At 71.0% G+C, this 24,909-nt stretch carries 23 protein-coding genes and 5 pseudogenes; 14 read left to right on the top strand and 14 right to left on the bottom strand.

Annotated elements, in window-relative coordinates:
* Positions 1–156 precede the first annotated feature (156 nt).
* Positions 157–1,623, top strand: a complete 1,467-nt coding sequence (locus ACZ5TL_RS23705; protein WP_468592304.1) for a sensor histidine kinase — start codon at positions 157–159, stop codon at positions 1,621–1,623.
* A 211-nt stretch (positions 1,624–1,834) separates the two neighbouring features.
* On the opposite strand, the gene ACZ5TL_RS23700 is transcribed toward ACZ5TL_RS23705, so the two are convergent.
* Both ACZ5TL_RS23700 and ACZ5TL_RS23695 read right to left on the bottom strand, forming a co-directional pair.
* Positions 1,835–2,092 (bottom strand): WhiB family transcriptional regulator, encoded by a 258-nt coding sequence (locus ACZ5TL_RS23700; RefSeq protein WP_003992873.1) that lies wholly within the window; start codon positions 2,090–2,092, stop codon positions 1,835–1,837.
* 319 nt (positions 2,093–2,411) lie between these two features.
* Complete coding sequence (locus tag ACZ5TL_RS23695) at positions 2,412–3,380, bottom strand: diacylglycerol/lipid kinase family protein (protein WP_468592176.1); 969 nt, start codon at positions 3,378–3,380, stop codon at positions 2,412–2,414.
* A 114-nt stretch (positions 3,381–3,494) separates the two neighbouring features.
* On the opposite strand from ACZ5TL_RS23695, the gene ACZ5TL_RS23690 reads away from it, so the two are divergent.
* On the top strand, positions 3,495–3,944 hold the full coding sequence (locus tag ACZ5TL_RS23690) for a hypothetical protein (protein WP_468592175.1): 450 nt from the start codon (positions 3,495–3,497) through the stop codon (positions 3,942–3,944).
* 3 nt (positions 3,945–3,947) lie between these two features.
* On the opposite strand, the gene ACZ5TL_RS23685 is transcribed toward ACZ5TL_RS23690, so the two are convergent.
* The 3 genes from ACZ5TL_RS23685 to ACZ5TL_RS23675 form a co-directional block, all read right to left on the bottom strand.
* Positions 3,948–5,090 carry an RNA polymerase sigma factor SigF gene (locus ACZ5TL_RS23685; RefSeq protein WP_468592173.1) on the bottom strand — a complete coding sequence of 381 codons (1,143 nt, stop codon included), beginning with the start codon at positions 5,088–5,090 and terminating at the stop codon, positions 3,948–3,950.
* 17 nt (positions 5,091–5,107) lie between these two features.
* Positions 5,108–5,521: an ATP-binding protein gene (locus tag ACZ5TL_RS23680; protein WP_003992877.1), complete on the bottom strand. Its 414-nt coding sequence runs from the start codon at positions 5,519–5,521 to the stop codon at positions 5,108–5,110.
* 262 nt (positions 5,522–5,783) lie between these two features.
* The gene (locus ACZ5TL_RS23675; protein WP_468592172.1) at positions 5,784–6,044 is read right to left on the bottom strand and encodes a UBP-type zinc finger domain-containing protein; all 261 of its coding nucleotides are present in this window, start codon (positions 6,042–6,044) and stop codon (positions 5,784–5,786) included.
* Between the two features lie 60 nt (positions 6,045–6,104).
* On the opposite strand from ACZ5TL_RS23675, the pseudogene ACZ5TL_RS23670 reads away from it, so the two are divergent.
* Positions 6,105–7,592: pseudogene (locus ACZ5TL_RS23670) on the top strand (cation:proton antiporter).
* Here ACZ5TL_RS23670 and ACZ5TL_RS23665 read toward each other — a convergent pair.
* Positions 7,570–8,478, bottom strand: coding sequence for a 1-aminocyclopropane-1-carboxylate deaminase/D-cysteine desulfhydrase (locus ACZ5TL_RS23665; protein ID WP_468592170.1), 909 nt, complete (start codon positions 8,476–8,478; stop codon positions 7,570–7,572). The pseudogene ACZ5TL_RS23670 and the gene ACZ5TL_RS23665 sit on opposite strands and share 23 nt — an antisense overlap.
* Before the next feature lie 425 nt (positions 8,479–8,903).
* Between ACZ5TL_RS23665 and ACZ5TL_RS23660 the strand changes: the two genes are divergently transcribed.
* The 3 genes from ACZ5TL_RS23660 to ACZ5TL_RS23650 all read left to right on the top strand — a co-directional run bounded on the left by ACZ5TL_RS23660 (position 8,904) and on the right by ACZ5TL_RS23650 (position 12,648).
* Positions 8,904–10,310: a family 2B encapsulin nanocompartment shell protein gene (locus ACZ5TL_RS23660; protein WP_468592169.1), complete on the top strand. Its 1,407-nt coding sequence runs from the start codon at positions 8,904–8,906 to the stop codon at positions 10,308–10,310.
* Positions 10,311–10,421: 111 nt separating this feature from the next.
* Entirely contained in the window at positions 10,422–11,591 is a 1,170-nt protein-coding gene (locus tag ACZ5TL_RS23655) for a family 2 encapsulin nanocompartment cargo protein polyprenyl transferase (RefSeq protein WP_468592168.1), read from the top strand.
* A gap of 445 nt (positions 11,592–12,036) precedes the next feature.
* Complete coding sequence (locus tag ACZ5TL_RS23650) at positions 12,037–12,648, top strand: GNAT family N-acetyltransferase (RefSeq protein WP_468592167.1); 612 nt, start codon at positions 12,037–12,039, stop codon at positions 12,646–12,648.
* A 110-nt stretch (positions 12,649–12,758) separates the two neighbouring features.
* On the opposite strand, the pseudogene ACZ5TL_RS23645 reads toward ACZ5TL_RS23650, so the two are convergent.
* Positions 12,759–13,346, bottom strand: a pseudogene (locus ACZ5TL_RS23645) (TetR/AcrR family transcriptional regulator); the annotation flags it as partial.
* Positions 13,347–13,457: 111 nt separating this feature from the next.
* Here ACZ5TL_RS23645 and ACZ5TL_RS23640 point away from each other — a divergent pair.
* Positions 13,458–14,042, top strand: a complete 585-nt coding sequence (locus ACZ5TL_RS23640; RefSeq protein WP_468592166.1) for a dihydrofolate reductase family protein — start codon at positions 13,458–13,460, stop codon at positions 14,040–14,042.
* Positions 14,043–14,364: 322 nt separating this feature from the next.
* Here the strand turns inward: ACZ5TL_RS23640 and ACZ5TL_RS23635 are convergent, their stop codons facing one another.
* A complete protein-coding gene (locus ACZ5TL_RS23635; RefSeq protein WP_468592164.1) occupies positions 14,365–15,108 on the bottom strand; it encodes a VOC family protein in 744 nt (247 codons plus the stop codon).
* A 101-nt stretch (positions 15,109–15,209) separates the two neighbouring features.
* On the opposite strand from ACZ5TL_RS23635, the gene ACZ5TL_RS23630 reads away from it, so the two are divergent.
* On the top strand, positions 15,210–16,055 hold the full coding sequence (locus tag ACZ5TL_RS23630; protein ID WP_468592163.1) for an inorganic phosphate transporter: 846 nt from the start codon (positions 15,210–15,212) through the stop codon (positions 16,053–16,055).
* Between the two features lie 137 nt (positions 16,056–16,192).
* Here the strand turns inward: ACZ5TL_RS23630 and ACZ5TL_RS23625 are convergent.
* Positions 16,193–16,583 (bottom strand): annotated as a pseudogene (locus ACZ5TL_RS23625) (DUF302 domain-containing protein).
* 178 nt (positions 16,584–16,761) lie between these two features.
* Between ACZ5TL_RS23625 and ACZ5TL_RS23620 the strand changes: the two are divergent.
* From ACZ5TL_RS23620 to ACZ5TL_RS23610, 3 genes are read left to right on the top strand one after another with little or no spacing between them, the layout of a single operon-like run.
* A complete protein-coding gene (locus tag ACZ5TL_RS23620) occupies positions 16,762–18,126 on the top strand; it encodes an MBL fold metallo-hydrolase (protein ID WP_468592162.1) in 1,365 nt (454 codons plus the stop codon).
* A 33-nt stretch (positions 18,127–18,159) separates the two neighbouring features.
* Positions 18,160–18,525 carry a rhodanese-like domain-containing protein gene (locus tag ACZ5TL_RS23615; RefSeq protein ID WP_468592160.1) on the top strand — a complete coding sequence of 122 codons (366 nt, stop codon included), beginning with the start codon at positions 18,160–18,162 and terminating at the stop codon, positions 18,523–18,525.
* Positions 18,522–19,265: a sulfite exporter TauE/SafE family protein gene (locus ACZ5TL_RS23610; RefSeq protein WP_468592159.1), complete on the top strand. Its 744-nt coding sequence runs from the start codon at positions 18,522–18,524 to the stop codon at positions 19,263–19,265. Before ACZ5TL_RS23615 ends, ACZ5TL_RS23610 begins: the two co-directional genes overlap by 4 nt.
* 150 nt (positions 19,266–19,415) lie before the next feature.
* On the opposite strand, the gene ACZ5TL_RS23605 is transcribed toward ACZ5TL_RS23610, so the two are convergent.
* Positions 19,416–19,697 carry a metal-sensitive transcriptional regulator gene (locus tag ACZ5TL_RS23605; RefSeq protein WP_010358257.1) on the bottom strand — a complete coding sequence of 94 codons (282 nt, stop codon included), beginning with the start codon at positions 19,695–19,697 and terminating at the stop codon, positions 19,416–19,418.
* A 78-nt stretch (positions 19,698–19,775) separates the two neighbouring features.
* Here ACZ5TL_RS23605 and ACZ5TL_RS23600 point away from each other — a divergent pair, with 78 nt between their 5' ends.
* A complete protein-coding gene (locus ACZ5TL_RS23600; protein WP_468592157.1) occupies positions 19,776–20,342 on the top strand; it encodes a rhodanese-like domain-containing protein in 567 nt (188 codons plus the stop codon).
* A 395-nt stretch (positions 20,343–20,737) separates the two neighbouring features.
* Here the strand turns inward: ACZ5TL_RS23600 and sodN are convergent, their stop codons facing one another.
* Positions 20,738–21,133 (bottom strand): superoxide dismutase, Ni, encoded by a 396-nt coding sequence (gene sodN, locus ACZ5TL_RS23595; RefSeq protein WP_010040396.1) that lies wholly within the window; start codon positions 21,131–21,133, stop codon positions 20,738–20,740.
* Between the two features lie 146 nt (positions 21,134–21,279).
* Between sodN and sodX the strand changes: the two are divergent.
* Positions 21,280–21,531 (top strand): annotated as a pseudogene (sodX, locus tag ACZ5TL_RS23590) (nickel-type superoxide dismutase maturation protease); the annotation flags it as partial.
* A 65-nt stretch (positions 21,532–21,596) separates the two neighbouring features.
* Here sodX and ACZ5TL_RS23585 read toward each other — a convergent pair.
* Positions 21,597–22,256, bottom strand: coding sequence for a CGNR zinc finger domain-containing protein (locus tag ACZ5TL_RS23585; protein WP_468592156.1), 660 nt, complete (start codon positions 22,254–22,256; stop codon positions 21,597–21,599).
* An 89-nt stretch (positions 22,257–22,345) separates the two neighbouring features.
* Between ACZ5TL_RS23585 and ACZ5TL_RS23580 the strand changes: the two are divergent.
* A pseudogene (locus tag ACZ5TL_RS23580) lies at positions 22,346–23,147 on the top strand (class I SAM-dependent methyltransferase).
* A gap of 56 nt (positions 23,148–23,203) precedes the next feature.
* Here ACZ5TL_RS23580 and ACZ5TL_RS23575 read toward each other — a convergent pair.
* Complete coding sequence (locus tag ACZ5TL_RS23575) at positions 23,204–23,965, bottom strand: amino acid ABC transporter ATP-binding protein (RefSeq protein ID WP_468592155.1); 762 nt, start codon at positions 23,963–23,965, stop codon at positions 23,204–23,206.
* Positions 23,962–24,903, bottom strand: a complete 942-nt coding sequence (locus ACZ5TL_RS23570; protein WP_468592154.1) for an amino acid ABC transporter permease — start codon at positions 24,901–24,903, stop codon at positions 23,962–23,964. Before ACZ5TL_RS23570 ends, ACZ5TL_RS23575 begins: the two co-directional genes overlap by 4 nt.
* Positions 24,904–24,909: the final 6 nt, after the last annotated feature.

The raw sequence follows: 24,909 nt of genomic DNA, 5'->3' as shown, positions 1-24,909 counted from the left end.
TCCTCATCCTTCGGCCGACCGGGACCGCACACCCCACGGCCGATGCTGCTCCGGGCTGCGGTGCCGGGAGGGTTGAGGGTCCCTCTCAGGCGCCGCGGCCCGCGGGTGTTTCAAGGGCCGTACAAACCCCCGGGTACGCTCGCACACGTGCCCTCCATGAACGAACTCGTACGCCAGCACACCGCCCTCGACGACACCGATCTCGAGTGGCTTCATCTGCTGGTCTCGGAGTGGCAGCTGCTCTCCGACCTCTCCTTCGCCGACCTGGTCCTGTGGGTCCCCACCAGTGACGGCACCCGGTACGTCTCGGTCGCCCAGATGCGGCCCAACACCGGCCCGACCTCTTACCAGGACGACATGGTGGGCCACCTCGTCCCGCGCGGCCGACGCCCGATGCTGGACGCCGCCCACGACGAGGGCCGCATCGTGCGCGAGGGCGATCCCGAGTGGCGCGAGGAGGTCCCCGTCCGGGTCGAGTCGATCCCCGTACGGCGGGAGGGGCGCGTCCTCGGGGTCATCGCGCGCAACACCAACCTGCTCACCGTGCGCACCCCCAGCCGTCTGGAGCTCACCTATCTGCAGAGTGCCTCCGACCTCGCGCAGATGATCGCGGCTGGTTCCTTCCCGTTCGCGAACCAGCAGTTGGACATGGACGCCTCGCCCCGTGTGGGCGACGGCCTGATCCGGCTCGACGCCGACGGCATCGTCCAGTACGCCTCCCCGAACGCCCTGTCCGCCTACCACCGGCTCGGCCTCGCCTCCGACCTCGTCGGCCAGCACCTCGGCAGGACCACCGCCGAACTCGCCCCGACGCGGGGCCCGGTGGACGAGGCGCTCGCCAAGGTCGCCAGCGGCTGGGCGCCGCGCGAGTTCGAGATCGAGGCCAGCGACGGGGTCATCCAGTTCCGCGCGATCCCCCTCAAGCCGAAGGGCACCCGTATCGGTTCCCTCGTCCTGCTCCGCGACGTCACCGAACTGCGCCGTCGCGAGCGCGAGCTGATCACCAAGGACGCGACGATCCGGGAGATCCACCACCGGGTCAAGAACAACCTCCAGACCGTGGCGGCCCTGCTTCGCCTCCAGGCCCGGCGCATCGAGTCCGACCGCGGCCGTGAGGCCTTGGAGGAGGCGGTGCGGCGCGTCGGATCGATTGCGATCGTGCACGAGACCCTCTCCCAGAACCTGGACGAGCGCGTGGAGTTCGACGACATCGCCGACCGTGTCCTGGCGATGGTCGCCGAGATCTCCCCGGGCAAGGTCGCGGGCCGGCGCACCGGGCGCTTCGGCATTCTCGACGCCGAGGTCGCCACGCCGCTGTCGATGGTGCTGACCGAGGTTCTGCAGAACGCGCTGGAGCACGGCTTCCGCGAGGGCGACACCGGCACGGTCGAGGTGTCGGCGGTCCGCGGCGGCACGACCAAGGAGGCCCGGCTGCTGGTCACCGTCCAGGACGACGGCATCGGTCTGCCGGAAGGCTTCGATCCGCACACCGCCGGCAATCTCGGCCTGCAGATCGTGCGGACCCTGGTGGAGGGTGAGTTGGGCGGCACCTTCGACATGGTCCCGGCCCCCGATCGGGGCACCCGCGTGATCCTGGACATCCCGGTGCCGGCACGGAAGTAGCGGAAACGCGGAGCCCTGGAGAAGGGCCGGAAAAGCGATGAGCCCCGGGCCACCAAGTGGCCCGGGGCTAAAGCTCGTTGCTGCTTAACTAAGCGCATCGGGGGAACTGCGCGCTGCGGCTCGGGGGCGGGAGATGCGTACTCGCTGTCAACGAAGTGATGCCGACAGGCACACGCGCCGCCAAGCTCAGGCTGTCAGCAGGGGTGGGTTGTCAGGCGGAGGCCTGACGGGCCCGGTTGCGGGCGGCGCGGCGCTTCATGGCGCGACGCTCGTCCTCGCTGAGACCACCCCAGACGCCGGAGTCCTGGCCGGACTCGAGCGCCCACTGCAGACACTGCTCGATCACCGGGCAGCGACGGCAGACGGCCTTGGCTTCCTCGATCTGCAGCAGCGCAGGACCGGTGTTGCCGATGGGGAAGAAGAGCTCGGGGTCTTCCTCGCGGCAAACGGCGTTGTGACGCCAGTCCATGGCTGCTACCTCTCCTTGGTATTACGTGCAAGTGCTTGTGAATGTGAACGCTTTCACGAATCCCTCAACAAGTGAAGGGCCGACCGCCAGGTTCCCTGGCGTGGGTCCTGTGAGTTGAAGAGGGGTTCTGGTGATCAGTGGAGGCCGATGTTGCGGGCCGTCCCGATCGCCACGTAGAGACTCGCAAACCTCAGCGGCGGATACAACCCCTTCTGGAAAGTTTTTTTTGATTCTTCGGTGTCTACTAGGTCACAGCCGTACTTCCATGGGGTGGATCCTGGCCTAAACGTTCGAGTGAAAGGACTTTAGCCAGTTCTGCTCACACAATCACACGCAGTGCACGGCGTACGCCTGTGAACGTCACGCTGGTTCGCAACCCCAGGTGGTCACCGTCCATCTGGAGGGGGAGCGGGGCCTTCGAATGCAAGGTGAACTCTGTCAAGTCGTGCAGAGAAGTGGCGTGCTTGCCATGGGGTCCGCGCTCGGGGGACGAAGTGAGCAACTGGGTGCCATACCGGGCAACCGCCGCGGTGGACAGGCGGCTGAGGGCGAAGATGTCGAGGCCGGTATCGAACGAGGCCTTAGGTGCCGCGTAGATCGGGCGATTCCCCAGAAACGTCCACGGCGACGTGTTCGAGACTATGGACAGCACCAGATCGGTGACCGGATCCTGGCCGGCCCGCTCCAGCGTTATGGTCCCGTGCCGGCGGTTCGGCTCGCCGATCAGCTGACGCACGACCTGGCGTACGTAAAGGGCGTGTGTGGATTTCCTGCCGCGCTCGCGGTGCTGCTCCACCCGGCCGACCACGCCGGCGTCGAAGCCGAGCCCCGCGTTGAAGGTGAACCAGCGGGCCGGTACCGCCTCGTCCTCCGAGCCCGGCGTACCCGAGGCCAGGCCCAGGCCGACGGTCCGCTCGCTGCCGTCGCGCAGGGCGTCCAGCAGGGCGCCGGTGGCCTCCACGGCGTCGTTGGGCAGACCCAGTGCACGGGCGAAGACGTTGGTGGAGCCGCCCGGGACCACGGCGAGGCCGGGCAGGCGCCCCGGGGCCGGGCCCGCGTGCAGGAGGCCGTTGACCACCTCGTTGACCGTGCCGTCACCGCCGAGGGCGACCACCAGGTCGATGTCGTCGCTGTCCGCCGCCTGCCGGCCCAGGTCGCGCGCGTGGCCGCGGTACTCGGTGGTGACCGCCTCCAGCTTCATCTCGCTGGCGAGCGCATGGATCAGTACGTCGCGTGTGCGCGCACTTGTGGTGGTTGCCGCCGGATTGACCACGAGAAGTGCACGCATGACTGGCAGCGTACCTACTGGGGGGTACCTGGCCCAGACCGAGGTAGGGATCAGGTAAGAGAGCGGGGTGAACCTCGCGCCGGGGGCGCGTACGACGAGGGCTACCCTTCAGGGGTGAGCAGTGAGCAGACCCCCACCACCGAGGAAATCACCGGCCCCCGCCCCCGGCGTCTGACGTACGCCGCGCTGCTGGCCGCTCTGGAGGGGCTCGCGCTGCTCGCCGGAGGCCTCTGGATGCTCGTCCTCGGCCTCACGGGTGAGCCGGACGACCGGCAGCAGGCCGTGACCGGGGGAATCACGCTGGTCGTGCTCGCGCTGCTTCCGCTGCTCGCCGCGCGCGGGCTGCTCGGCTGCCGCAGCTGGAGCCGCGGCCCGGCCGTCATCACCCAGCTCATGGCGCTGCCGGTGGCCTACAACCTGCTGCAGGCCGACAGCATGGCCATCCCGGGCGGGATCGCCCTCGCGGTCGTGGCCGTCGCGGCGCTCGTGCTGCTGGTGAATCCCGAGACGACCCGGGCCCTCGGGATCCGCGGGCCCGGCAACACCGGCAGTACGCAGAAGTAGCCGTCACTCCTCGACGAGGAGCTTCTCCCGCAGCTGCGCCAGCGTGCGCGCCAGCAGCCGGGAGACGTGCATCTGCGAGATGCCGACCTCCTGTGCGATCTGCGACTGGGTCATGTTGCCGAAGAACCGCAGCAGCAGGATCCGCTTCTCGCGCGGCGGGAGGTCCTCCAGCAGCGGCTTGAGCGACTCCCGGTACTCCACGCCCTCCAGCGCCTCGTCCTCCGCGCCCAGGGTGTCGGCGACCGCCGGGGACTCGTCGTCGGTGTCGGGAACGTCCAGGGACAGCGTGGAGTACGCGTTGGCGGACTCCAGGCCCTCAAGGACCTCCTCCTCCGAGATCGCCAGCTTCTCGGCGAGCTCGTGGACCGTGGGGGAGCGGCCGTGCAGCTGCGAGAGCTCGGCCGTGGCCGTGGTCAGCGACAGGCGCAGCTCCTGCAGCCGGCGCGGGACGCGCACCGCCCAGCCCTTGTCGCGGAAGTGCCGCTTGATCTCGCCGACGACCGTCGGGGTCGCGTACGTGGAGAACTCCACGCCGCGGTCCGGGTCGAAGCGGTCGACCGACTTGATCAGCCCGATCGTGGCGACCTGGGTGAGGTCGTCCAGCGGCTCGCCGCGGTTGCGGAAGCGGCGCGCGAGGTGTTCCACGAGGGGTAGGTGCATACGGACCAGCTGGTTGCGCAGCTCCGCGTACTCGGGACTGCCGCTGCTCAGGGTGCGCAGCTTGAGGAACATCTCGCGTGCCCCGCTGCGGTCCGTGGAGCCGTGATGCGCGCCCTGGGTGTGCGGTGCGCTCGGCGTCTCGCCCTCGGAGTGTCGCTCGTGCTCGCTCATCGTCCCGCCCGTCGCCCTTCCCCGAGCCCTCGCCTCCTCCGCCACTCTCGACTTCGCGCGAGTGGGAGGACCCCCCTGAGCCGGGGATGCGGTGATCCCCCCGCCTGGGGGCGCGCTCCGTACGGCGCTGTCCCGCTCCTGAGGCCCGCCGCCCGGGAGGACGGCCCCCGCGGCGTCGTCCTCCGGGTGCGGACGGGCCTGCTCGGGGATGCCGTCGATGCCGTCCGCCATGCGTCGGGCATCGCCCGGACCGCTCGTGCCCGTGCTCATGCCCTCGGCCGGCAGCTCTCGTGTGCCGCGCTCTTCGTCCCGCACCGGCCCGTCCTCGCTCCTCACGCCGGCCCGGGTCCCGCGCCGCGCTGCTTGTAGAGGCTGATCGAAACGGTTTTGTCCTTGTCCACGGCGGAGGAGACCTTGCCCGCGAGAGCGGACAGGACGGTCCAGGCGAAGGTGTCCCGCGAGGGGGCATGACCATCCGTGGTGGGCGCCGAGACGGTGACCTCTAGTGAGTCGTCGACGAGGCGGAAGACACAGCTGAGCACCGAGCCGGGCACGGCCTGCTGAAGCAGGATCGCGCAGGCCTCGTCCACCGCGATGCGCAGGTCCTCGATCTCGTCGAGGGTGAAGTCCAAACGGGCCGCGAGACCGGCCGTGGCCGTACGCAGCACCGACAGGTAGGCACCCGCGGCCGGCAGCCGGACTTCGACGAAGTCCTGGGTCGCGGGCTCGCCTGCGATCTGGGACACCCTCACCTCCATGGTGGTACAAGCGTTTCAGGGCCGAGGGTCGCCCCCCGGGGGTAACGCGATACGTGGTTCAGCGGTGACGCTATCGCGCTCTCGACGGTCCTGTCCCCGGGACCCCATCCCCTTGTCGTCACTCACAGTAAACCTGTGGATACGCTCCGTGTCTAGGGGTTGGGCGGGCCCAAATGGGAAGAGCGCGCGCCGGGTTGACGTACCCAGACGTCAGACGGTCGAACCGTCCCGGCGTCGGGGTCCTGTCGGGTCACACCAGGACATGGTCGACGAAGCACCATCGCCAGGTCTCCCCGGGTTCGTGGGTCCGCATCACGGGGTGACCGGACCGCTTGTGGTGCTCCGCCGCGTGCCGCCCCGGCGAGGAGTCGCAGCAGCCGACGTGACCGCAACTGAGACACAACCGTAGCTGCACCGGATCCATGCCCTCTGCCCAGCACTCCGGACACGTCTCGCTGAGCGGGCCGGGTTCGGGGTGCGGCAGCGCGTGGGCATGCGTGCACTGTTTCATGATTGCCAGGTTACGACGGTCGGGTGGATGACCGCGGGGAAAAGAGGGCGGGCGAGAACGATGGACGTGATGCCGCTGCTGCTTCTGGTGGCGGGCAGCGCCGCGATCGCCGCGACCGCCCGGCGCACCCCGGTGCCGGCGCCTCTGCTGCTGGTCGCGGCCGGGCTGGCGGTCAGCTACGTCCCGGGGTGCCCGACTACACCCTCGATCCGCACATCGTGCTGCCGCTGATCCTGCCCCCGCTGCTGCACACGGCCGCCATCGACAGCTCGTACCTCGACCTGCGCGCCCAGCTGCGGCCGGTCGCGATGCTGTCCGTGGGGTACGTCCTGTTTCGCGACCTTCGCGGTCGGCTGGGCCCTGTATCTGATCGTGCCGGGCCTGCCGCTGACCGCTGCCCTGGTCTTCGGCGCGGTGGTGGCGCCCCCGGACGCGGTCGCGGCGACGGCGGTGGCACGCCGGGTCGGGCTGCCGCCGCCTATCGCCACGATCCTGCAGGGCGAGTCCCTGCTGAACGACGCCACCGCGATCACCGCCTACCGGGTGGCCCTGGCCGCCGCCGTCGGCGAGAGCGAGACCTGGGCCGGGGGTATCGCCGAATTCCTGGTCGCCGCGGTCGGCGGCTTCGTGGTCGGACTGGTGCTGATGGCGCCGATCCACTGGCTGCGCACGCACGTGAAGGATGCGCTGCCGCAGAACACGCTCTCCCTGCTGATCCCCTTCGTCGCGTACGCCGTCGCCGAGCAGGTGCACGCCTCCGGTGTCATCGCGGTCGTGGTCGTCGCGCTCTACCTGGGGCACCGCGCGTGGGAGGTCGACTTCGCCACGCGGCTGCAGGAGGAGGCGGTGTGGGAGATGGTCGCCTTCGTCCTGGAGTCGGTGGTGTTCGCGCTGATCGGACTGCAGCTGCCGGTGGTGCTCCGGGGGCTCGGGGAGTACGAGGGCGTCGAAGCCGCCCGGTACGCGGTCGCCGGGTTCCTGGTGGTCGTCGCGGCCCGGTTCGTCTGGGTGTACCCGGCGGCGTTCCTGCCCCGCATGATGTCGTCGCGCATCCGGGGGCGGGAGGAGAACCTCGCCTGGAAGGGGCCGTTCGTCGTCGCCTGGGCCGGGATGCGGGGCGTGGTCTCGCTGGCCATCGCCTTCTCCATCCCGCTCACCCCGCACGGCGGCGAGGAGCCCAGCACAGGCCTCCCGGGCCGCCGAGCGGCGCCTGGACGAGCTTCTCGCCGATGAGTGCACCACACCCTGCCCGCCCTGCTCGCCGAGCGCCTGCGCACCGTCCTGGAGCGCCGCCGCAACGCCGTCTGGGAGCGGCTCGGGCAGGCCAACCCGGTCACCGGGGAGTCCGTCGACGACACCTACCGGCGGCTGTCACGCGAGATGATCAGCGCCGACCGCGAGGTGTTCGTCAGGCTCCGGGACGGCCGCCACATCGACGACGAGATGCTCCGGACCCTGCTGCGCAGGCTGGACCTGGAGGAGGCGGCTGCCTTCCGCGAGAGGCGTAGCGGCCGTCCGCCGAGCGTCAGGGGAAGGGGCGGCCGGTGATCACGGCCGTCACCGCGGTCCCGCGCGGGAAGGCGCCCTCGGCCGCCAGGGCGACGAGCCCGTACAGCAGCTTGGCGACATACAGGCGTTCGACGGGCAGTCCGTGACGCTGCTCGAAGTCCGCGGCGAAGGCGTCGAGCTCGGCGGGCACGCGCGCGTAGCCGCCGAAATGGAAGCGGTCGTCCAGGTCCCAGCTGCCGCGCCGGCCACCGAAGGCCGCCAGCTGGAGGGCCTCTGTGCCGGCGGTCAGGAAGCCTCCCTTGAGGACGGGCACGCCCAGGGCGCGCTGCCCGGGCGAAAGACCGGCGGCCAGTCCCGCCAGTGTGCCGCCCGTGCCGCAGGCCACGGCGACGACCCCGGCCCGGTCGCGCAGTTCCGCGCCGAGCGCCCGGCAGCCGCGTACGGCCTCGGCGTTGCTGCCGCCCTCGGGGACGACGTAGGCCTCCTCGGCGTCCGCCGCGCGCAGGATCGCGGCCAGGGCCTGGGGATCGGACGTGCGGCGGTAGGTCGCCCGGTCGACGAAGTGCAGTCGCATGCCGTCGGCCGTGCAGCGGGCCAGGGAGGGGTTGAGGGGCCGGCCTGCCAGCTCGTCGCCGCGCACGACACCGACCGTGGGAATGCCGAGCAGCCGGCCGGCCGCGGCGGTGGCGCGCAGGTGGTTGGACCACGCGCCGCCGAAGGTGACGACGGTACGGCCGGCCGCCGCCGCGAGATTCGGCGCCAGCTTGCGCCACTTGTTGCCGATCAGCTCCGGGTGGATCAGGTCGTCCCGCTTCAGCAGCAGCCGGACGCCCCGGCGCTCGAACCGGCCGTCCACGACCTCCCGCAGCGGCGAGGGCAGCCGGGGGCGCAGGGCGGCGAGGCCTGCGGTGTCGGAGCTGGTCACCGGTCCATTGTCACCCGGGCGTGGGAGGCGAGTCTCGGGGCTGACGCCCGGGCGGGGCTGCGGCTGCCCGCGTCGGCCCCGGTTTGCGCAGCAGAACGATCAGCGGTGGGCCGCCCCGCGGGTCACCGGATCGCGCAGCCGAGGGACGAGGTGCGGGCGAACGGGAGGTTCGGGTTGCCCTTGAGGTGGTGGACGCTTGAGGCGGTGGACGAAGTCCCACGCCGTGTGCAGCGGCCGGCCGGTGCTCCGGTGTCCGCCGCAGACGCTGCCGACCGCCGTGACGGGGCCCCACTGCCCAGTCGTACGAAGATCCATTCCCGCTCTTTCGTGTAATAGCACCGCGACGCCGAGTGAGGAAGGCTTGCCCGTGCACAGCGATGCCCGAGGCGTATGGGCGTCGGTCTCAAGCGGGAGGGCAGTTCTCTATGTCGGTAGGCGAAGAGGTCCGCACGGAGCAGACCAAGCCGCAGCAGAGTCTCGGCACGGCGGCCGCGCGGAACCTGGCCACCACGACCAAGTCCGTGCCACAGATGCAGGAGATCAGTTCCCGCTGGCTGCTGCGGATGCTGCCCTGGGTCGACATCCAGGGTGGTACGTACCGGGTGAACCGGCGGCTGACGTTCGCCGTGGGCGACGGCCGCCTGACGTTCGTGAAGACCGGTGACCGTGTCGAGATCATCCCCGCCGAACTGAGCGAGCTGCCGGCGCTCCGGTCGTACGAGGACGAGGAGGTGCTCTTCGACATCGCCCGCCGCTGCGAGCAGCGGGAGATCCCGGCGGGCGAGGTGATCGTCTCGTTCGGCAGCCAGGCCGACGAGGTGTACCTGCTCGCGCACGGCAGGGTCGAGAAGGTCGGCACGGGCCCGTACGGGGAAGACGAGTCCCTCGGAGTCCTCGCCGACGGCTCCTACTTCGGCGACGACGCGCTCCTCAACGAGGACGCGATCTGGGAGTACACGGCCCGCGCGCTCACCGCGTGCACAGTCCTCGTGCTGCCCCGCCAGGAGTTCGCGCAGATCGCCGAGCGCTCGGACACCCTGCGCACACACCTCCAGCAGCGCCGCTCGATCCCCTCGCAGCGCTCCAACAAGTACGGCGAGAAGGAGATCGACCTCTCCTCCGGCCACTCGGGCGAGCCGGACATCCCGCACACGTTCGTCGACTACGAGGCCAGCCCCCGTGAGTACGAACTGAGCGTCGCCCAGACCGTGCTGCGCATCCACTCGCGCGTGGCCGACCTCTACAACCAGCCCATGAACCAGACCGAGCAGCAGATCCGGCTGACCGTCGAGGCGCTGAAGGAGCGCCAGGAGCACGAGCTCATCAACAACCGCGACTTCGGGCTCCTGCACAACTGCGAGTACGACCAGCGGATCCAGCCGCACGACGGCGTGCCCGGCCCGGACGACATGGACGAACTGCTCAGCCGGCGCCGCGGCACCAAACTGCTCCTCGCCCACCCGCGTGCCATCTCCGCGTTCGGACGCGAGCTCAACAAGCGGGGCCTCGTCCCCGAGACCATCGACATGGCCGGCAACCGCATCCCCACCTGGCGCGGTGTGCCGATCTTCCCGTGCAACAAGATCCCCGTGACGGAAGCCCGCACGACGTCGATCATCGCCCTGCGTACCGGCGAGGCCGACCAGGGCGTCATCGGCCTGCGGGCCTCCGGCATCCCGGACGAGATCGAGCCGAGCCTGTCGGTGCGCTTCATGGGCATCAACGAACAGGCCATCATCAAGTACCTGGTCACGGCTTACTACTCGGCCGCGGTCCTGGTACCGGACGCGCTCGGCGTCCTGGAGAACGTCGAGATCGGCCGCTGGCAGTGACGCTCCCGGTGCAACCGCCGTGTCCCCGCCCGTCAGGGCGGGGACATCCTCGAAGTACGCGCCCAGCGGCAGCGGAAGCGCCACCGTCCGCTCATTCTCCGAGGCGGTCCCATGGGTGAGTCCCTCACGGGGTTCAGGACGAAGACGGCGCTGCCCGCCTCAGGTGGGCAGCGCGGCGCCGAGCCCCGGCAGGAGGCCGGGGCGCCCGAAAGGCGGGAGCCCACCGGGAGGCCGCGGGACGGCCGGCCGGAACCGGCCGAGGGGCACGAGGCGGTCATGCTCCTGGAGCGGGCCAGGGTGGAGGTCGATCCGGTGCTGCGGGCGGCTCTCGGCTCGTTGCCTGCCCCGATGCGCCGGATCGCGCTCTACCACTTCGGTTGGGAGATGGCCGACGGAACCCCGGCCGGGGGCGGCTCGGGCAAGGCGATCCGCCCCGCGCTCGTCCTCGCCGCCGCAGCCGCCCTGGGAGGACCCGAGGCACGCCTCGCGGCGGCCCGGGCGGCCGCTGCGGTGGAGCTGATCCACAACTTCACCCTGCTGCACGACGACGTGATGGACCGTGACGCCACCCGCCGTCACCGGCCCACGGTCTGGACCGTGTTCGGCGACGCCGACGCGATCCTCGTAGGCGACACCCTGCAGGCACTGGCCCTGCGGCTGCTCGCGCGGGACCCGCACTCGGCGGCACCGGCCGCCGCCGCCCTTCTCGCGGACTGCGTGGTCGAACTGTGCGCGGGGCAGCACGCGGACACGACCATGGAGCGGTGCGCCCCCGGCGATGTCACGCTCGACGAGGTGCTCGCCATGGCGGAGGCCAAGACGGGTGCCCTGCTCGGCAGCGCCTGCGCGATCGGCGGGCTCTACGCGGGCGCCTCGGACTCCGAAGTGGCGGCGCTGGACGCGTTCGGCCGGGAAGCCGGGCTGGCCTTCCAGCTCATCGACGACGTCATCGGCATATGGGGCGACCCGCGCCGCACCGGCAAGCCAGTCGGCGCGGACCTGGCCGCCCGCAAGAAGTCCCTGCCCGTCGTCGCCGCCTTCGCCTCCGGCACCCCGGCGGCGGCCGAACTCGCCGAACTGTACGCACGCCCGCACGAGGAGGAGGACCTGGACCACATCGCCCTGACCGTGGAGCGCGCGGGCGGCCGTGACTGGGCGCAGGGCCAGGCGGCCGACCGGATGGCCCGGGCGATGGAGCAACTCGCACGCGCGGTGCCGGACCCGGAGGCTGCGGGCGGGCTGCTGGCCCTCGCCGAGTTCGTCACGCGGCGCAGCAGTTGACGGTGGCGGGAGTGGACGGCCGGTGGATGTTGACGGTCGGCGGGCGTCGACCATCGACAGGAGTTGACCATCGGCGGGCGGCGACCATGGGCGGGAGTTGATGCTCGGCAGCGGTTGACTGATGGCGGCAGTTGAGGGCACGGCAGCGGCTGAGCGTCGGCGGCATCTCGTGCCCCTTCGGGTGCCCGGAGGGCAGGACCCCGGAGCGCCGGGGGCCGTGCGGCTCCTGACCCCGCACGGCCACCGGCCTCCGGCCGGTGGGTCCCGCATCTGCCCCACGGTGTGCGGGGCCCGCCCCTTCGAGTACGCCCTCACCCGTGTCGCATGACCGGCCGCCTTTGTGCGATTGTTCGACTGGTTTGCGCCAACGTCCCGCACCGTCCCGCCCAAGGGTCATCGGTCGCCCTACGATCAACGCCCGTCAGGACGACCGAAGGGGCGGGGCATGGGCGTGGCGATCCGGACGGTGGGCGAGGGGGACCGGGAGCTGGTCGTCCGGCTTCTCGACGAGGCGTTCCAGGATGATCCCGTGAGCGGCTGGGTCTTCCCCTGCGTGGAGGACCGCCGTGCCAAGCACCCGGGCCTCATGGCCGCTTTCGCGGACATCGTGCTCGCGGCCGGCCGCGTCGATGTCACCGAGGACGGCTCGGCCTGTGCGCTGTGGCTGTCCCTGCCCGGCGACGACCATGACGGCGGCGCCGAGGACGACGGTCCGGCTCAGGTGCGGGAGGCCGTCGACCCGGACAACGAGCGCATCGAGATGATCGGCCGGCTGACGGCAGCCGTCCATCCCTCCGGGCGGGCCCACGAGTACCTGTGGATGATCGGCGTGGCGCCCGGCCGCCAGGGCGAGGGCCTCGGCACCGCGCTCATCGAGTCGGTTCTCGACCGCTGCGACCGGGAGGGGCGGCCCGCATACCTGGAGGCGAGCAGCGCCCGCAGCCGCCGGCTGTACGAGCGTCTCGGGTTCGAACTCGCCGGTCCGGTCCTCGATCTTCCCGACGGCCCGGCCATGTGGCCGATGTGGCGCGAGCCCAGGCCGCACACGGCCGCGTAGGGCTCATCCGGGCGACCCCGGCGTCTCCTGGCCCGTCTGGCCCTCTGGGGCCCGCTGCGCCTTCTGGTTCTCCGGGCCCCCGGCCGCTCTTGCCCCTCCGGACCCCCATGCCCCTCCGGCGATACCGTGGCCACGATCCGTTCCACCAGCCCGTCCGGTACGCCCAATCCGGGCAGAACGCCCTCCAGAACGCCCGGCAGCGTCAGGTGCTCCAGGAGCAGGCCGAGCATGGCCAGATAGAGCACGGCGACGGACTCGTCGCCGCCGGGCAGCCCGGCCGTCCGGTGGAACTCCATGGCCTCCTCCAGGTCACCGTGCACCGACTTGGTGTAGGAGGCGAGCAGTTCGGGGCGCCGGGTGGCCTCCAGGCGTAGCTCCATGAGGGCCAGGTAGCCCGTGCGGTCGCGGGTCGCGCGGGCCATGAGGTCGTGCACGAAGGCCATGACCAGCGAGTGGTCCTTCGGCCGGGCCATCAGCCCGGCCACCACGTCCGGGTCGGGCGCGAGCCGAACGTGCAGCCGGGTGTCGATCTGGCGCAGCAGATCGGCGCGGCCGGCGGAGTAGTTGGAGGCGGTGCCCACGGGCACGCCGGCCTCCGTGTCCGCCGCGCGGAACGTCAGCCCGCGCGCCCCCTTGCGCGCGAGCACCTCGATACCGGCGTCGACGAGACCGGCCCGGCGTTCGGGATTGCAGACCACGCGGTGTCCCTTCTCTCACTTTCCGTGGCTCGCGGATGACCCCTTGCAGTCACTACACGTGCAGTACTACAACTGGAGTTGTTCAGCGACAGCCTCTGAAAAGAGACCGGCTTGCGAAAGCTCACGTACTTCATCGCCTGTTCCATCGACGGCTTCATCGGAGACCCGGACGGCGACGCGGCGTCGATGTTCCCCTTCGTCGACGAGGAGTTTTTCGACTTCCTGAAGACGGAGTATCCGGAGACCTTGCCGACCCGGGGACGCCAGGCACTCGGCCTCGACGACCTGCCGAACAAGCGGTTCGACACCGTCATCCAGGGCCGCGGCAGCTACGACCTCGCCCTCAAGGAGAACAACCCCAGCCCCTACGCCCACCTGCGCGAGTACGTAGCCTCCAGCACCCTGAAGGAGTCGCCCGACCCGAACGTCGAGATCATCCCGGACGACCTGGTCGGCAAGGTCCGCGAACTGAAGGCGGAGGGGGGCGAATTCGGCATCTACCTGTGCGGCGGCTCGCGGATCGCGGGAGAGCTGCTTGACGAGATCGACGAGCTCGTCATCAAGACCTATCCGCTCGTGTACGGGGCGGGCATGCCCATGTTCGGCTCCGGATTCGCGCTCTCGGAGTTCACCCTGGAGTCGGTGCGCACGTTCGGCAACGGCGTGCTGGTGCGCACGTACAGCAGGAAGCGCTGAGTCCCGACCGGCCTGCCCTGAGGGCCTGGGCAGCGAAGAACACGTCTGTCCGACCTGTGGGCAGCGAGTGCGGACAGCCAGTGGGGGACAGGCGTCCGGCGGCACAAGACGCTGGGCGCATCGGTCCCGTGGGGGTGTGGGCCCGTGCCGCAACCCCGAGGCGTTGTTCGCGGTGGCCGGGCAGCGGCCCGCGCAGGGCGTGCTCGGCAATCCGCGCGACTGGATGGGTCTGGCAGGAGACCAGGCCGGGCGAGTCACCCGACCTACCTCCCTGCCCGACGCCCGAGGCCGGGGCGGCCATGTGCGCGTTCACCGACGGCGGCTAGGGTGTAGTGACCCGCCGCCGGCCCGTCTCCGGATCCCGGGTGGTCAGGCAGTACGGGATGCCCGCCGGGTCGCGCATGACCGTCCAGCCGGAGAAGCCGGCCACGAAGACGGCCCCGAGTTCCTCGTGCCGGGCCCGGGTCGCCGTGACGTCCGCGCAGGCGAGGTCGAGGTGGGCGGAGGCCGGGCGCTCCTCGTCGAGGCGTTGCAGGAGCAGACGGACCGGCAGGCCGCGCGGTGGCTCGACCACGTGGAACTCCGGCAGGGCGCCCGGCAGCGACGCCCAGTCCGCGAGCAGCGCGCCCCAGAAAGCGACCTCGGTGTCGTAGGCCGAAGGCGGGACGTCCAGGCACACCTGGTCGAGCCGGCTGCCCCGCACCACGCCCGGCCGGGTCGACTGCCCGCGCCAGGGATCCGCGCAGAACGACTGCCCGCCGGGCGAGCGCAGCACGACGAGTGAACCGAGGTCCTCCACCACGCTCGCGCCGAGCCGCACCGCCGCGCCGGCGAACCCCGGTACGTCGTCGACGCAGAAGTCCAGGTGCGCGCCGCCGGAACCCGACCCGACCGCCTGTGCCTTGACGCTCGCGTCGGCGCCGTCCGGGAGCAGCGTGACGAACTCGTCGTGCTCCCCGCGCGGTTCGGAGAGGCGGGTGCCGGTGACCTCCGTCCAGAAGGCACAGGCGGCGGCGAAGTCCTCGCCCGGGCGGTCGATGAAGGCGTATGTCCAGCGGATCCTCATGGGCGCGATCGTAGACGCGCCCGTCGCCGCCACCTGCGTGAACCTTGCCGGCCTGTGCCTGCCGTTCCCCCTCCCCGGCCTGGGCTTGTTTGCATGCAGTAATGGACCACATCACGTTCCTCGTGGCGGTCGTCATCGTCACGGCACTCGCCTTCGACTTCACCAACGGATTCCACGACACGGCGAACGCGATGGTCACGTCCATCGCCACCGGCGCGCTCGCTCCCTGTACGGCGGTCCTGATCAGCGGTGTCCTCAATGTCGTCGGCGCCTTTCTGGCCACCGAGGTCGCCAGGACCATCTCGGACGGCATCGTGGACGAGACCCTCGTCATCCCAGGCATGATCTTCGCGGGGCTGGTCGGGGCGATCCTCTGGAACCTGCTGACCTGGCTCGTCGGACTGCCCTCCAGTTCCTCGCACGCCCTGTTCGGCGGGCTGATCGGGGCCGTGTGGGTCGGGGCGGGCAGCCACGGCGTGGACTTGGGCAGGGTCGTCGAGAAGGTGCTGGTGCCGGCGGTGGTCTCGCCAGTCGTGGCCGGTGCCGCGGCGCTGCTCGCCACCTGCCTCGCCTACCGGCTCACCGGCCGCGCCCGCGAGGACTCCGTAGCCAAGGGCTTCCGCGCCGGCCAGGGCGCCTCGGGCAGCATCCTCGGTGCGGGGCTCGGCCCCATGCTCGCGGAGGTCCGCTGGGGCGTCGCCGGCCGTATGGCCGTCGCCTGGACGATCACCGTGCCCGCGGCCGCGCTGGCCGGAGGACTGGCCGTCGCGGTCGTCCGGAACGGCGGCGACCTCGGCACGGCCGTCGTCGCCCTGGTCGGCATGGCCCTCGCCGCGGGCATCGTGCTCGTCTCGCGCCGCAACCCGGTGCACGCGCGCAACGTCAACGACGCCCACGGGGTTCCCCTCTCCACCGAGCCACCGGCCAAGGTCGGCACGGCGGCCTGAACGACCGGGAGCCGACTCGCCTCGGGACCGGACCGCACCCGGCCACGGACAACGCCAGCCACCCGTGTGCGGCAGAGCCGTCCATGGGAAGGCCACCGGTCGCGCACTGACGTCGTCGGGGGAGAGGTCCGCTGGGGTCAGGCGGTGGACAGGGCGCTCAGGGCAGCGTCCAGGCGGGCGGTGGCGTCGTCGGCGACGGGCTTGAGGGTCTCGAGGCCAGTGAGGGTGACCATGGTGCCTGGTCGAGGGCCTGGACGAGCGTGGTGTCGCCGTCGCGGCGGACGACGACGTCGCAGGGCAGGAGCAGGCCGATGCTGCGGTCGGCTTCCAGGGCCTGGCGGGCGAGCGGCGGGATGCAGGCGCCGAGGATCAGGTAGTCCTCCATGTCGTGGTCGAGCTTGGCCTTGACGTCGATCTCGGTGAGGACGCCGAAGCCCTGATCGCTCAGGGCCCTCGTACGGCGGTGACGGCGGTGTCGAAGTCAGCGCCGAAGTCGGCGCCGAGGCGGCCGGTGCGGTCGTAGGACACGGGCCCTCCCGGCGGGTGCGGAACGACTGATTCCTCAATACCCCACCGGGTACCCGCCAGACTTCAGGCGATGCCTTGGGTGGGCGCTTTCCGCCTGTGGAATACCCCCTCGGGTATAGCTGTTAGGGTGGGCATCAGATACCCCCCGGGGTACACCGTCCGAGAGGAGTCGTGAGTCGTGTTCTTTGTCGACACCCTGGAATTCGAGGGCCTGGGCAACCGCAGCTACCTGGCCGGCGGGCCCCGTGCCGCGGTGGTCATCGACCCGCCGCGCGACATCGACCAGGTCATGGCCGCAGCGGCCCGCCGAGGGGTGCGCATCTCTTTCGTGGCCGAGACCCATGTGCACAACGACTACGTCACCGGCGGCCTGGAGCTGGCCCGCGTCACCGGCGCCCAGTACCTGGTGCCGGCCGGGGCGCACGTGTCCTTCGCCCGCACCCCCGTTGCCGACGGCGAGACCGTGACGGTGGACGAAGGCCTGGTGCTGCGCGCCATGGCCACTCCGGGGCACACCCCGCACCACACCTCCTACGCCCTCACCGAGGACGGGCGTGGTGTGGCGGCGTTCACCGGCGGGTCGTTGCTGATCGGCACCGTGGGCCGGCCGGACCTGGTCGAGCCGCGGCTGACCGAGCAACTGGCCCGTGCTCAGCACGCCTCCGCCCACCGGCTGGCCGACGAACTGGACGACGAGGTGCCGGTGCTGCCCACCCACGGGTTCGGCAGCTTCTGCTCCTCGTCCCAGACCGAGGGGGACGCGACCACGATCGGCAAGGAGCGCGAGACGAACGACGCGCTGACCCTGGACGTGGACGCCTTCGTCGCCCAAGTGCTCGCCGGGCTGGACGACGTGCCCGCGTACTACGCGCACATGGGCCCGGCCAACGCCGCGGGTCCCGCGCCGGTCGACCTCACCCCGCCCGAGCGTGCCGACGCCGAGGAGATCGCCTTCCGGCTGGCCGCGGGGGAGTGGGTGGTCGACCTGCGCAGCCGCACGGCGTTCGCCGAGGGGCACGTGGCCGGGGCGTACAACTTCGAGGCCGAGGGCAAGCTCGCCACCTACCTGGCGTGGCTGATGCCGTGGGGCAAGCCGGTCACCCTGCTCGCCGACACCCCGGAGCAGGTCGCCGACGCGCAGCGGGAGCTGGCGCGGGTGGGCATCGACCGCCCGGCCGCCGCCGCCACGGGTGATCCGGCCGGCTGGGTCCGTGAGGGCGAGCAGCTCGCCTCCTTTCCCCGTGCCCGCTTCGCCGATCTCGCCGATGTCCGTGAGCGCGGCGACGACGTGGTCGTCCTGGACGTGCGGCGGGACTCGGAGCGCGCAGGCGGCTCCGTCGACGGCTCGGTCCACATCCCGATCCACGAGTTGCACGGCCGCATCGGCGAGGTGCCGCCCGGGACGGTATGGGTGCACTGCGCCGGCGGGATGCGCGCGGCGATCGCCGCCTCCCTGCTCGACGCCGCCGGCCGCGACGTGGTCGCCGTCGACGACGGCTTCGACGCCGCGGCGGATGCCGGGCTGGCCCTGACCTCCGGCTGACCCCCGTTTTCGCCGCACGGAAGGAAACGTGTGATGTCCCTCCTTCGCCGAAACGGGCCCCGCGTCACGGTCGACGAGGCCCGCAGCCGTACCAGCGGCGATCAGCCCGGCGCCGTCCTGCTGGACGTCCGGGAGAAACCCGAATGGACCGCGGGCCACGCCCCGGGCGCCGTCCACGTACCACTGACGAAACTGACCACCGGCGGCACGCTGCCGCCCGAGGCGCAGGGGCGGCCGCTGGTGGTGATCTGCCGCAGCGGTCACCGCTCCCAGCATGCGGCCAAGCTCCTCGCCGAACGCGGAGCGCAGGCGGTGGACGTCGAGGGCGGCATGAACGCGTGGGCCGCCGCCGGGCACCCGGTCGTCGACGAACGCGGGAACAGCGGCCGAATAGCGTGACCGTACTCGTTCTCGCCCTCATGGCCGGGGCCGTCATCGGTCTCGCTCTCGGAGCTCTCGGCGGTGGCGGCAGCGTCCTTGCCGTACCGGCGCTGATCTACCTGCTCGGCTTCACTCCGGCGGCGGCCACCACGGCCAGCCTGATCATCGTCACCGCCACCTCCGTCACCGCCCTGTACGCCCACACCAGAGACGGGAACGTGGCGTGGAGGACAGGGGCGCTGTTCGCCGCGGCGGGCATCGTCCCCGCCTTCCTCGCCGGCGCCGCCGCCGGGCGCCTGCCCGCAGAGGTGCTGACGGCGGCCTTCGCGGGCGTCGCCGCGCTGGCGGCCATGCGCATGCTGCGATCGTCCGCGTCCGAGCCACCGGACCGGATCCATCCCGGCAGGGCGGCCGGCGCCGGTGCCGGGCTGGGTGCCGTGACGGGCTTTCTGGGGGTCGGTGGGGGCTTCCTCGCCGTGCCCGCCCTGGTGAGCGTCCTGGGACTGGCCATGCGGCGGGCGGTTGGCACCAGCCTGCTGGTCATCACTGTGAACTCGCTGGCCGCGCTCGCTGCTCGCGCCGGTACCGGTGGCGGGCTCCACTGGGAGATCATCGGCCCCTTCACCGGAGCCGCGATCCTGGGCGCCTGGGACGGCAAAAGGCTCGCGACGAAGGTCTCCGGCGCCACTCTTCAGAGGGCCTTCGCCGGTGTCCTGCTGGCGGTGGCGGCCCTCATGTTCGTTGACGTGATCGTCTGACCACAGGGCCGCCGACGCCTCCGGCCGGAGACAGGGACCGGGAGAGCTTGGCCGGTTGACCCGGGGCCGCCGCGATACTCCGTGCCCGGGGCGGCGAACGCCTGGCCGCCAAGGTCAGCGACCGCTGCAGCGCACCTTCGCCGTCATGCCTCAGGCCAGCGAGAGGAACAGTTTCTCCAACCGGGTGCGCATCTGCTCCCGGTCACCGGAAGCGGCCATGTCCGCATCGGTCAGGCAGTGTTGCAGGCCGGTGGCGATGATCGCGAAACCCGCTTTGTCCAAGGCCCGGGAGGCCGCCGCGAGCTGCGTGACCACGTCCTCGCAGTCCCGCCCCTCCTCGATCATCTTGATCACGCCGGCGATCTGGCCCTGCGCCCGGCGCAGCCGGTTGACCACCGTCTTCAGTTCCTCAGCCGCCATCGCAAGTTCCACAACCCACACTCCTTCGGGATACCCCCTTGGGTATCCTACCGAAGGGATAACCCCAACCGAGCAAAGGAAAATCCCCCCGTGGCACCCACCCCCGCCCTCACCGCCGACCAGGTCGACGCCCGCCTGCACGAGCTGACCGTCATCGACGTGCGCACCCCCGGCGAATACGCCTCCGGTCACCTGCCCGGCGCCCACAACATCCCCCTCGACCACCTCGACAGCGCTCTGCCCGCGCTGAAGACCGCTGCCGGTCGCGGCGACCTCCTCGTCGTGTGCGCGTCCGGCGCCCGCTCCGCGACCGCCTGCCACCGCCTGGCCGAACAGGGCATCGCCGCCGCCACCCTCACCGGCGGCACCACCGTCTGGACGCAGCTCGGCCACGACACCCACCGGCCCGCCGGCACCCCCGCCCCCTGGGCCATGGACCGCCAGGTCCGCCTCGCGGCCGGATCCCTCGTCCTGACCGGCCTGATCGCCGGACAGCGGTGGAGCGCGGCCCGCTGGCTCTCCGCGGGCGTCGCCGGCGGCCTGGTCTTCTCCGCCCTCACCAACACCTGCGGCATGGCCAAGGTCCTGGCCACACTCCCCCACAACCAGCCCAGGGCCACCGACCTGGACGCCACCCTCGCCGCCCTGGCCGGCTGACACCACCACCGTGAGATCGGGCGGAGCGCGGGTGGTGTGACCGGCCACGGTGCCGGCGGCGGTGCGGCTGACGCGGTGCAGGCGGGGCTGGGCGTCGCCGTCGCGTAAGAGCGCGCCGCCGGCGGCGAGGAGGGCACGTGCAGGCAACCTCGTGGCTCAGCGGCATGGCGACGCCGACGGGGACTGGCCGCGAGGGCGCGGATCGTCCTCGGCACGCGTCCATCCCCGCCGGCGTCGCACCTCGGATCCGCGCTCACCTGTGGCCGGGCGAAGAAGACCGCACCCGGACCGCCATGGACGCCGTTGCCGGCGGCCTGCGGACCGGGTGCGGACCGGGTGCGGACCGGAAGACCGAGCGATCCAGGAGATCGCAGGTCACACGGCATGATCAAAGATCAGGCCTTCTTGGTCTCCCAGAAGATCTTGTCGATCTGGGCGATGTAGTCCAGCGCCTTCTGGCCGGTGGCCGGGTCGGTCGAACCCTTGGCGGCCGAGAGGGCCTTCAGGGTGTCGTTGACCAGCTGGTGCAGCTCCGGGTACTTCTCGAAGTGCGGGGGCTTGAAGTAGTCGCTCCAGAGCACCGAGACGTGGTGCTTCGCGAGTTCGGCGCGCTGCTCCTTGATGGTGGTGGCGCGGGCCTGGAAGTGCGGGTCGTCATTGCCGGCCATCTTCTCCTGGATGGCCTTGACCGACTCCGCCTCGATGCGGGCCTGGGCGGGGTCGTACACACCGCAGGGAAGGTCGCAGTGCGCACTGACCTTGACCTTGGGGGCAAACAGGCGGGAAAGCATGGAGCATTCCTTCCTCGTGATCGTCTTCTCACAGGGGACACTACTCCGTGACGGAGGGGTTTTCGCGAGTGCCCCCATGGGCTTAGGACAAAAGTCCGGGGTGAGACTGAGACTGGCGGAGGAAAGAACCGGGGAGGTGCCGGGTGATGCCGGAGCTGTCGCAGGAGTCCGAGCGCGGGGGGCCCTCCGCGCCCTTCGGGGTGGCCGAGGTGACCGGGCCGTCCATGGTGCCCACGCTGTATCACGGGGACCGGCTCCTGGTGCACTACGGGGCCCGGATCAGGCCCGGTGACGTCATCGTGCTGCGGCATCCGTTCCAGCAGGACCTGCTCGTGGTGAAGCGGGCCGCCCAGCGGCGCGAGAGCGGCTGGTGGGTGCTCGGGGACAACACCTACGCCGGCGGCGACAGCACCGACTACGGCGTCGTGCCCGACGACCTGGTGCTGGGACGCGTCCGGTTCCGCTACCGGCCGCTCAGGCCCGGCCGGCGCTCGCCCTGGGCGCTGCTCGGCTGGGTGCTCTCGGCCGCCAGGCCCGTCTTCTCGGGCACCTCGGGCCGGGCCGCCTCCAGGCGCTTGCGGGCCCGGTAGGCCGCCACGTTGGCGCGGGTCGCGCAGCGGTCGGAGCAGTAGCGCCGGGAGCGGTTGGTGGAGGTGTCCAGGTAGGCGTTGCGGCACGGCGCGGCCTCGCACAGGCCGAGCCGGTCCACTCCGTACTCGGTGAGGTGGAACGCCAGGCCCATCGCCGCGATCGCCGCGTAGCCCGCCGTCGCGTTGGACGGGTGATCCGCCAGGTGCATGTGCCACAGGGGGCGGCCGTCGTCGTCGCGGAAGTCGTGCCCGGAGATCTGCGGGCTCACAGGGAACTCCAGCAGCAGCGAGTTCAGCAGGTCCACGGCGAGCTGCTCGTCACCGCTGTCGGCCGCCTCGAAGACCGCGCGCAGCCGGGCCCGCACCGAGCGGAAGCGGGTCACGTCCGCGTCCGTGGCGCGGCGGGCTGCCGACTGCTGGCCGCCGAACAGGTCGCGAACGGCCTCGACCGACGTCAGCGTGTCCTTGCCCCGGGCCGGTTCCTCGGTGTTGACGAGGCGCACTGCGTAGTCCGAGTAATAGGCCAGTTCCACTTGTAGTCCTTACAGAGGGGCTTTATGGTCGTGAGCGCGCACTGGTAACAGCTGATGGCGCTTCCAGGGTATTACGAGGGAGGGGCCCGATGACGGACGCGGACATCACCTCGGCCACCGCCGACTGGCAGGCCTGGCAGAAGAGCTGGGACCGGCAGCAGGGGTGGTACCTGCCCGACCGTGAGGAGCGGTTCCGGATCATGCTGGATGGGGGTCCCTCCATGCCTTTCGGGCTATGGGGGAGGTCGAGGCCCTTGTGGGCACGGCACCGCGCGTCCTCGACCTCGCCTGCGGCACGGGCAGTATCACCGCCGGCTCCTCGCCCGGTTCCCGGACGCCACCAGCACCGGCGTCGACCTCGACCCGGCGCTCCTGGCCATCGCCGACGGCACCTTCGCGCGCGACGACCGGGTCAGCCTCGTGACCGCCGACCTCAAGGACCCCGGCTGGCCGACGAGGCTGCCGCACGAGTCGTACGACGCCGTCCTGACCGCGACGGCTCTGCACTGGCTGCACCGGGAACCCCTCGCGGACCTCTACGGCCAGGTCGCGGGACTCGTCCGCGCCGACGGTGTCTTCATGAACGCGGACCACATGATCGACGAGACGACGCCCCGGATCAACGCCGCCGACCGCGCGCAGCGCCACACCCGCATGGAACAGGCCAGGGAATCCGGCGTCCTCGGCTGGACCGAGTGGTGGCAGCTCGCCGCCCAGGACCCGGTCCTCGCCGAGCCCACCGCCCGGCGCTACGAGATCTACGGCGACCACGCGGACGGCGACATGCCGTCGGTGCAGTGGCACGCGCGCGTGCTGCGCGAGAAGGGATTCGGCGAGGCCAGGCCGGTGTGGTGCTCGCCCTCGGACACCCTGCTGCTCGCCGTGAAGTAGACCGCGCGCAGGGGGCGGTACGGAGTTCCCGTACCGCCCCCTCGCCGTGCGTACCGTCAGAGCACCTTGGACAGGAACGACTTCGTCCGCTCGTGCTGCGGGTTCGTCAGCACCTCGCGCGGGTGACCGGATTCGACCACCACACCGCCGTCCATGAAGACCAGGCTGTCGCCCACCTCGCGGGCGAAGCCCATCTCGTGGGTGACGACGATCATCGTCATGCCGGACTCGGCGAGGTCCCGCATGACGTCCAGGACGTCACCGACCAGCTCCGGGTCGAGCGCCGACGTCGGCTCGTCGAACAGCATCAGCTTTGGCTCCATGGCGAGGGCCCGCGCGATGGCGACGCGCTGCTGCTGGCCGCCGGAGAGCTGCGAGGGGTAGCTGCCCGCCTTGTCGGCCAGGCCGACCCGGTCCAGCAGTTCCAGCGCGCGCTGCCGGGCCTGGCCCCTGTTCACGCCCTTGACCTGGATCGGCGCCTCCATGATGTTGTCGACGGCCGTCATGTGCGGGAACAGGTTGAAGCGCTGGAAGACCATGCCGATGTCCCGGCGCTTCAGGGCGACCTCCCGGTCCTTCAGCTCGTAGAGCTTGTCGCCCTTCTGGCGGTAGCCGACCAGCTCGCCGTCGACGTACAGGCGGCCGGCGTTGATCTTCTCCAGGTGGTTGATGCACCTGAGGAAGGTCGACTTGCCCGAGCCGGAGGGGCCGATGAGGCAGAACACCTCGCCGGACTTCACCTCCAGATCGATGCCCTTGAGGACCTCGACGGGGCCGAAACTCTTGTGGACGCCCTCGGCCTTGACCATGGCGGTCATGCGGTGCCTCCCGTCGACGCCGAGCGGTTGGACAGGGACAGCACGTTCGCCTTGATCTTCTGGAACGGGGTGGCCGGGAGCGACCGGCTCGAACCACGCGCGTAGTACCGCTCCAGGTAGTACTGGCCGATGCTGAAGACCGAGGTCAGCAGCAGGTACCAGGACGCCGCCAGGAACAGCATCTCGGCGGGGGCGCCGGAGGTCTGGCCGATGTCCTGGGCGGCGCGGAGCAGCTCGGGATACTGGACCACCGACACCAGCGAGGTCGTCTTCAGCATGTTGATGACCTCGTTGCCCGTCGGCGGCACGATCACGCGCATCGCCTGCGGGATGACGATCCGGCGCAGCGTCCTGGCGTGGCTCATGCCCAGCGCGTGCGACGCCTCGGTCTGGCCCTCGTCGACGGAGAGCAGACCGGCCCGGCAGATCTCCGCCATGTACGCGGCCTCGTTGAGGCCGAGGCCCAGCAGCGCCGTCAGGAACGGGGTCATGAAGTCCGACCACTCGTCCTTGTAGACCGGCCCGAGGTTGATGTACTCGAAGACCAGGCCCAGGTTGAACCAGACGATCAGCTGCACCAGGACCGGGGTGCCGCGGAAGAACCAGATGTAGAACCACGCGATCGACGAGGTCACCGGGTTCTTCGACAGGCGCATCACGGCGAGCAGGACGCCGCCGACGATGCCGATCAGCATGGACAGCACGGTCAGCAGGAGCGTCTTGCCCACGCCGTTGAGGATGCGGTCGTCGAAGAAGTAGTCCGGGATCGCATCCCAGTTGATCTTGCCCTGGGAGAACGCGTAGACGATGCCGCCCAGCAGGGCGAGCGTGACGACGGCCGAGACGTACCGCCCGTAGTGCCGGACCGGAATGGCCTTGATGGCCTCCGGTCCGGCCGGGGGCGTGTCGCCCGTCGTCTTGTCGATGTCAACAGTCACGGGTGT

The sequence above is a fragment of the Streptomyces sp. NPDC033136 genome, from assembly GCF_055578235.1.
This window is presented reverse-complemented; position numbering and strand designations above follow the sequence as displayed.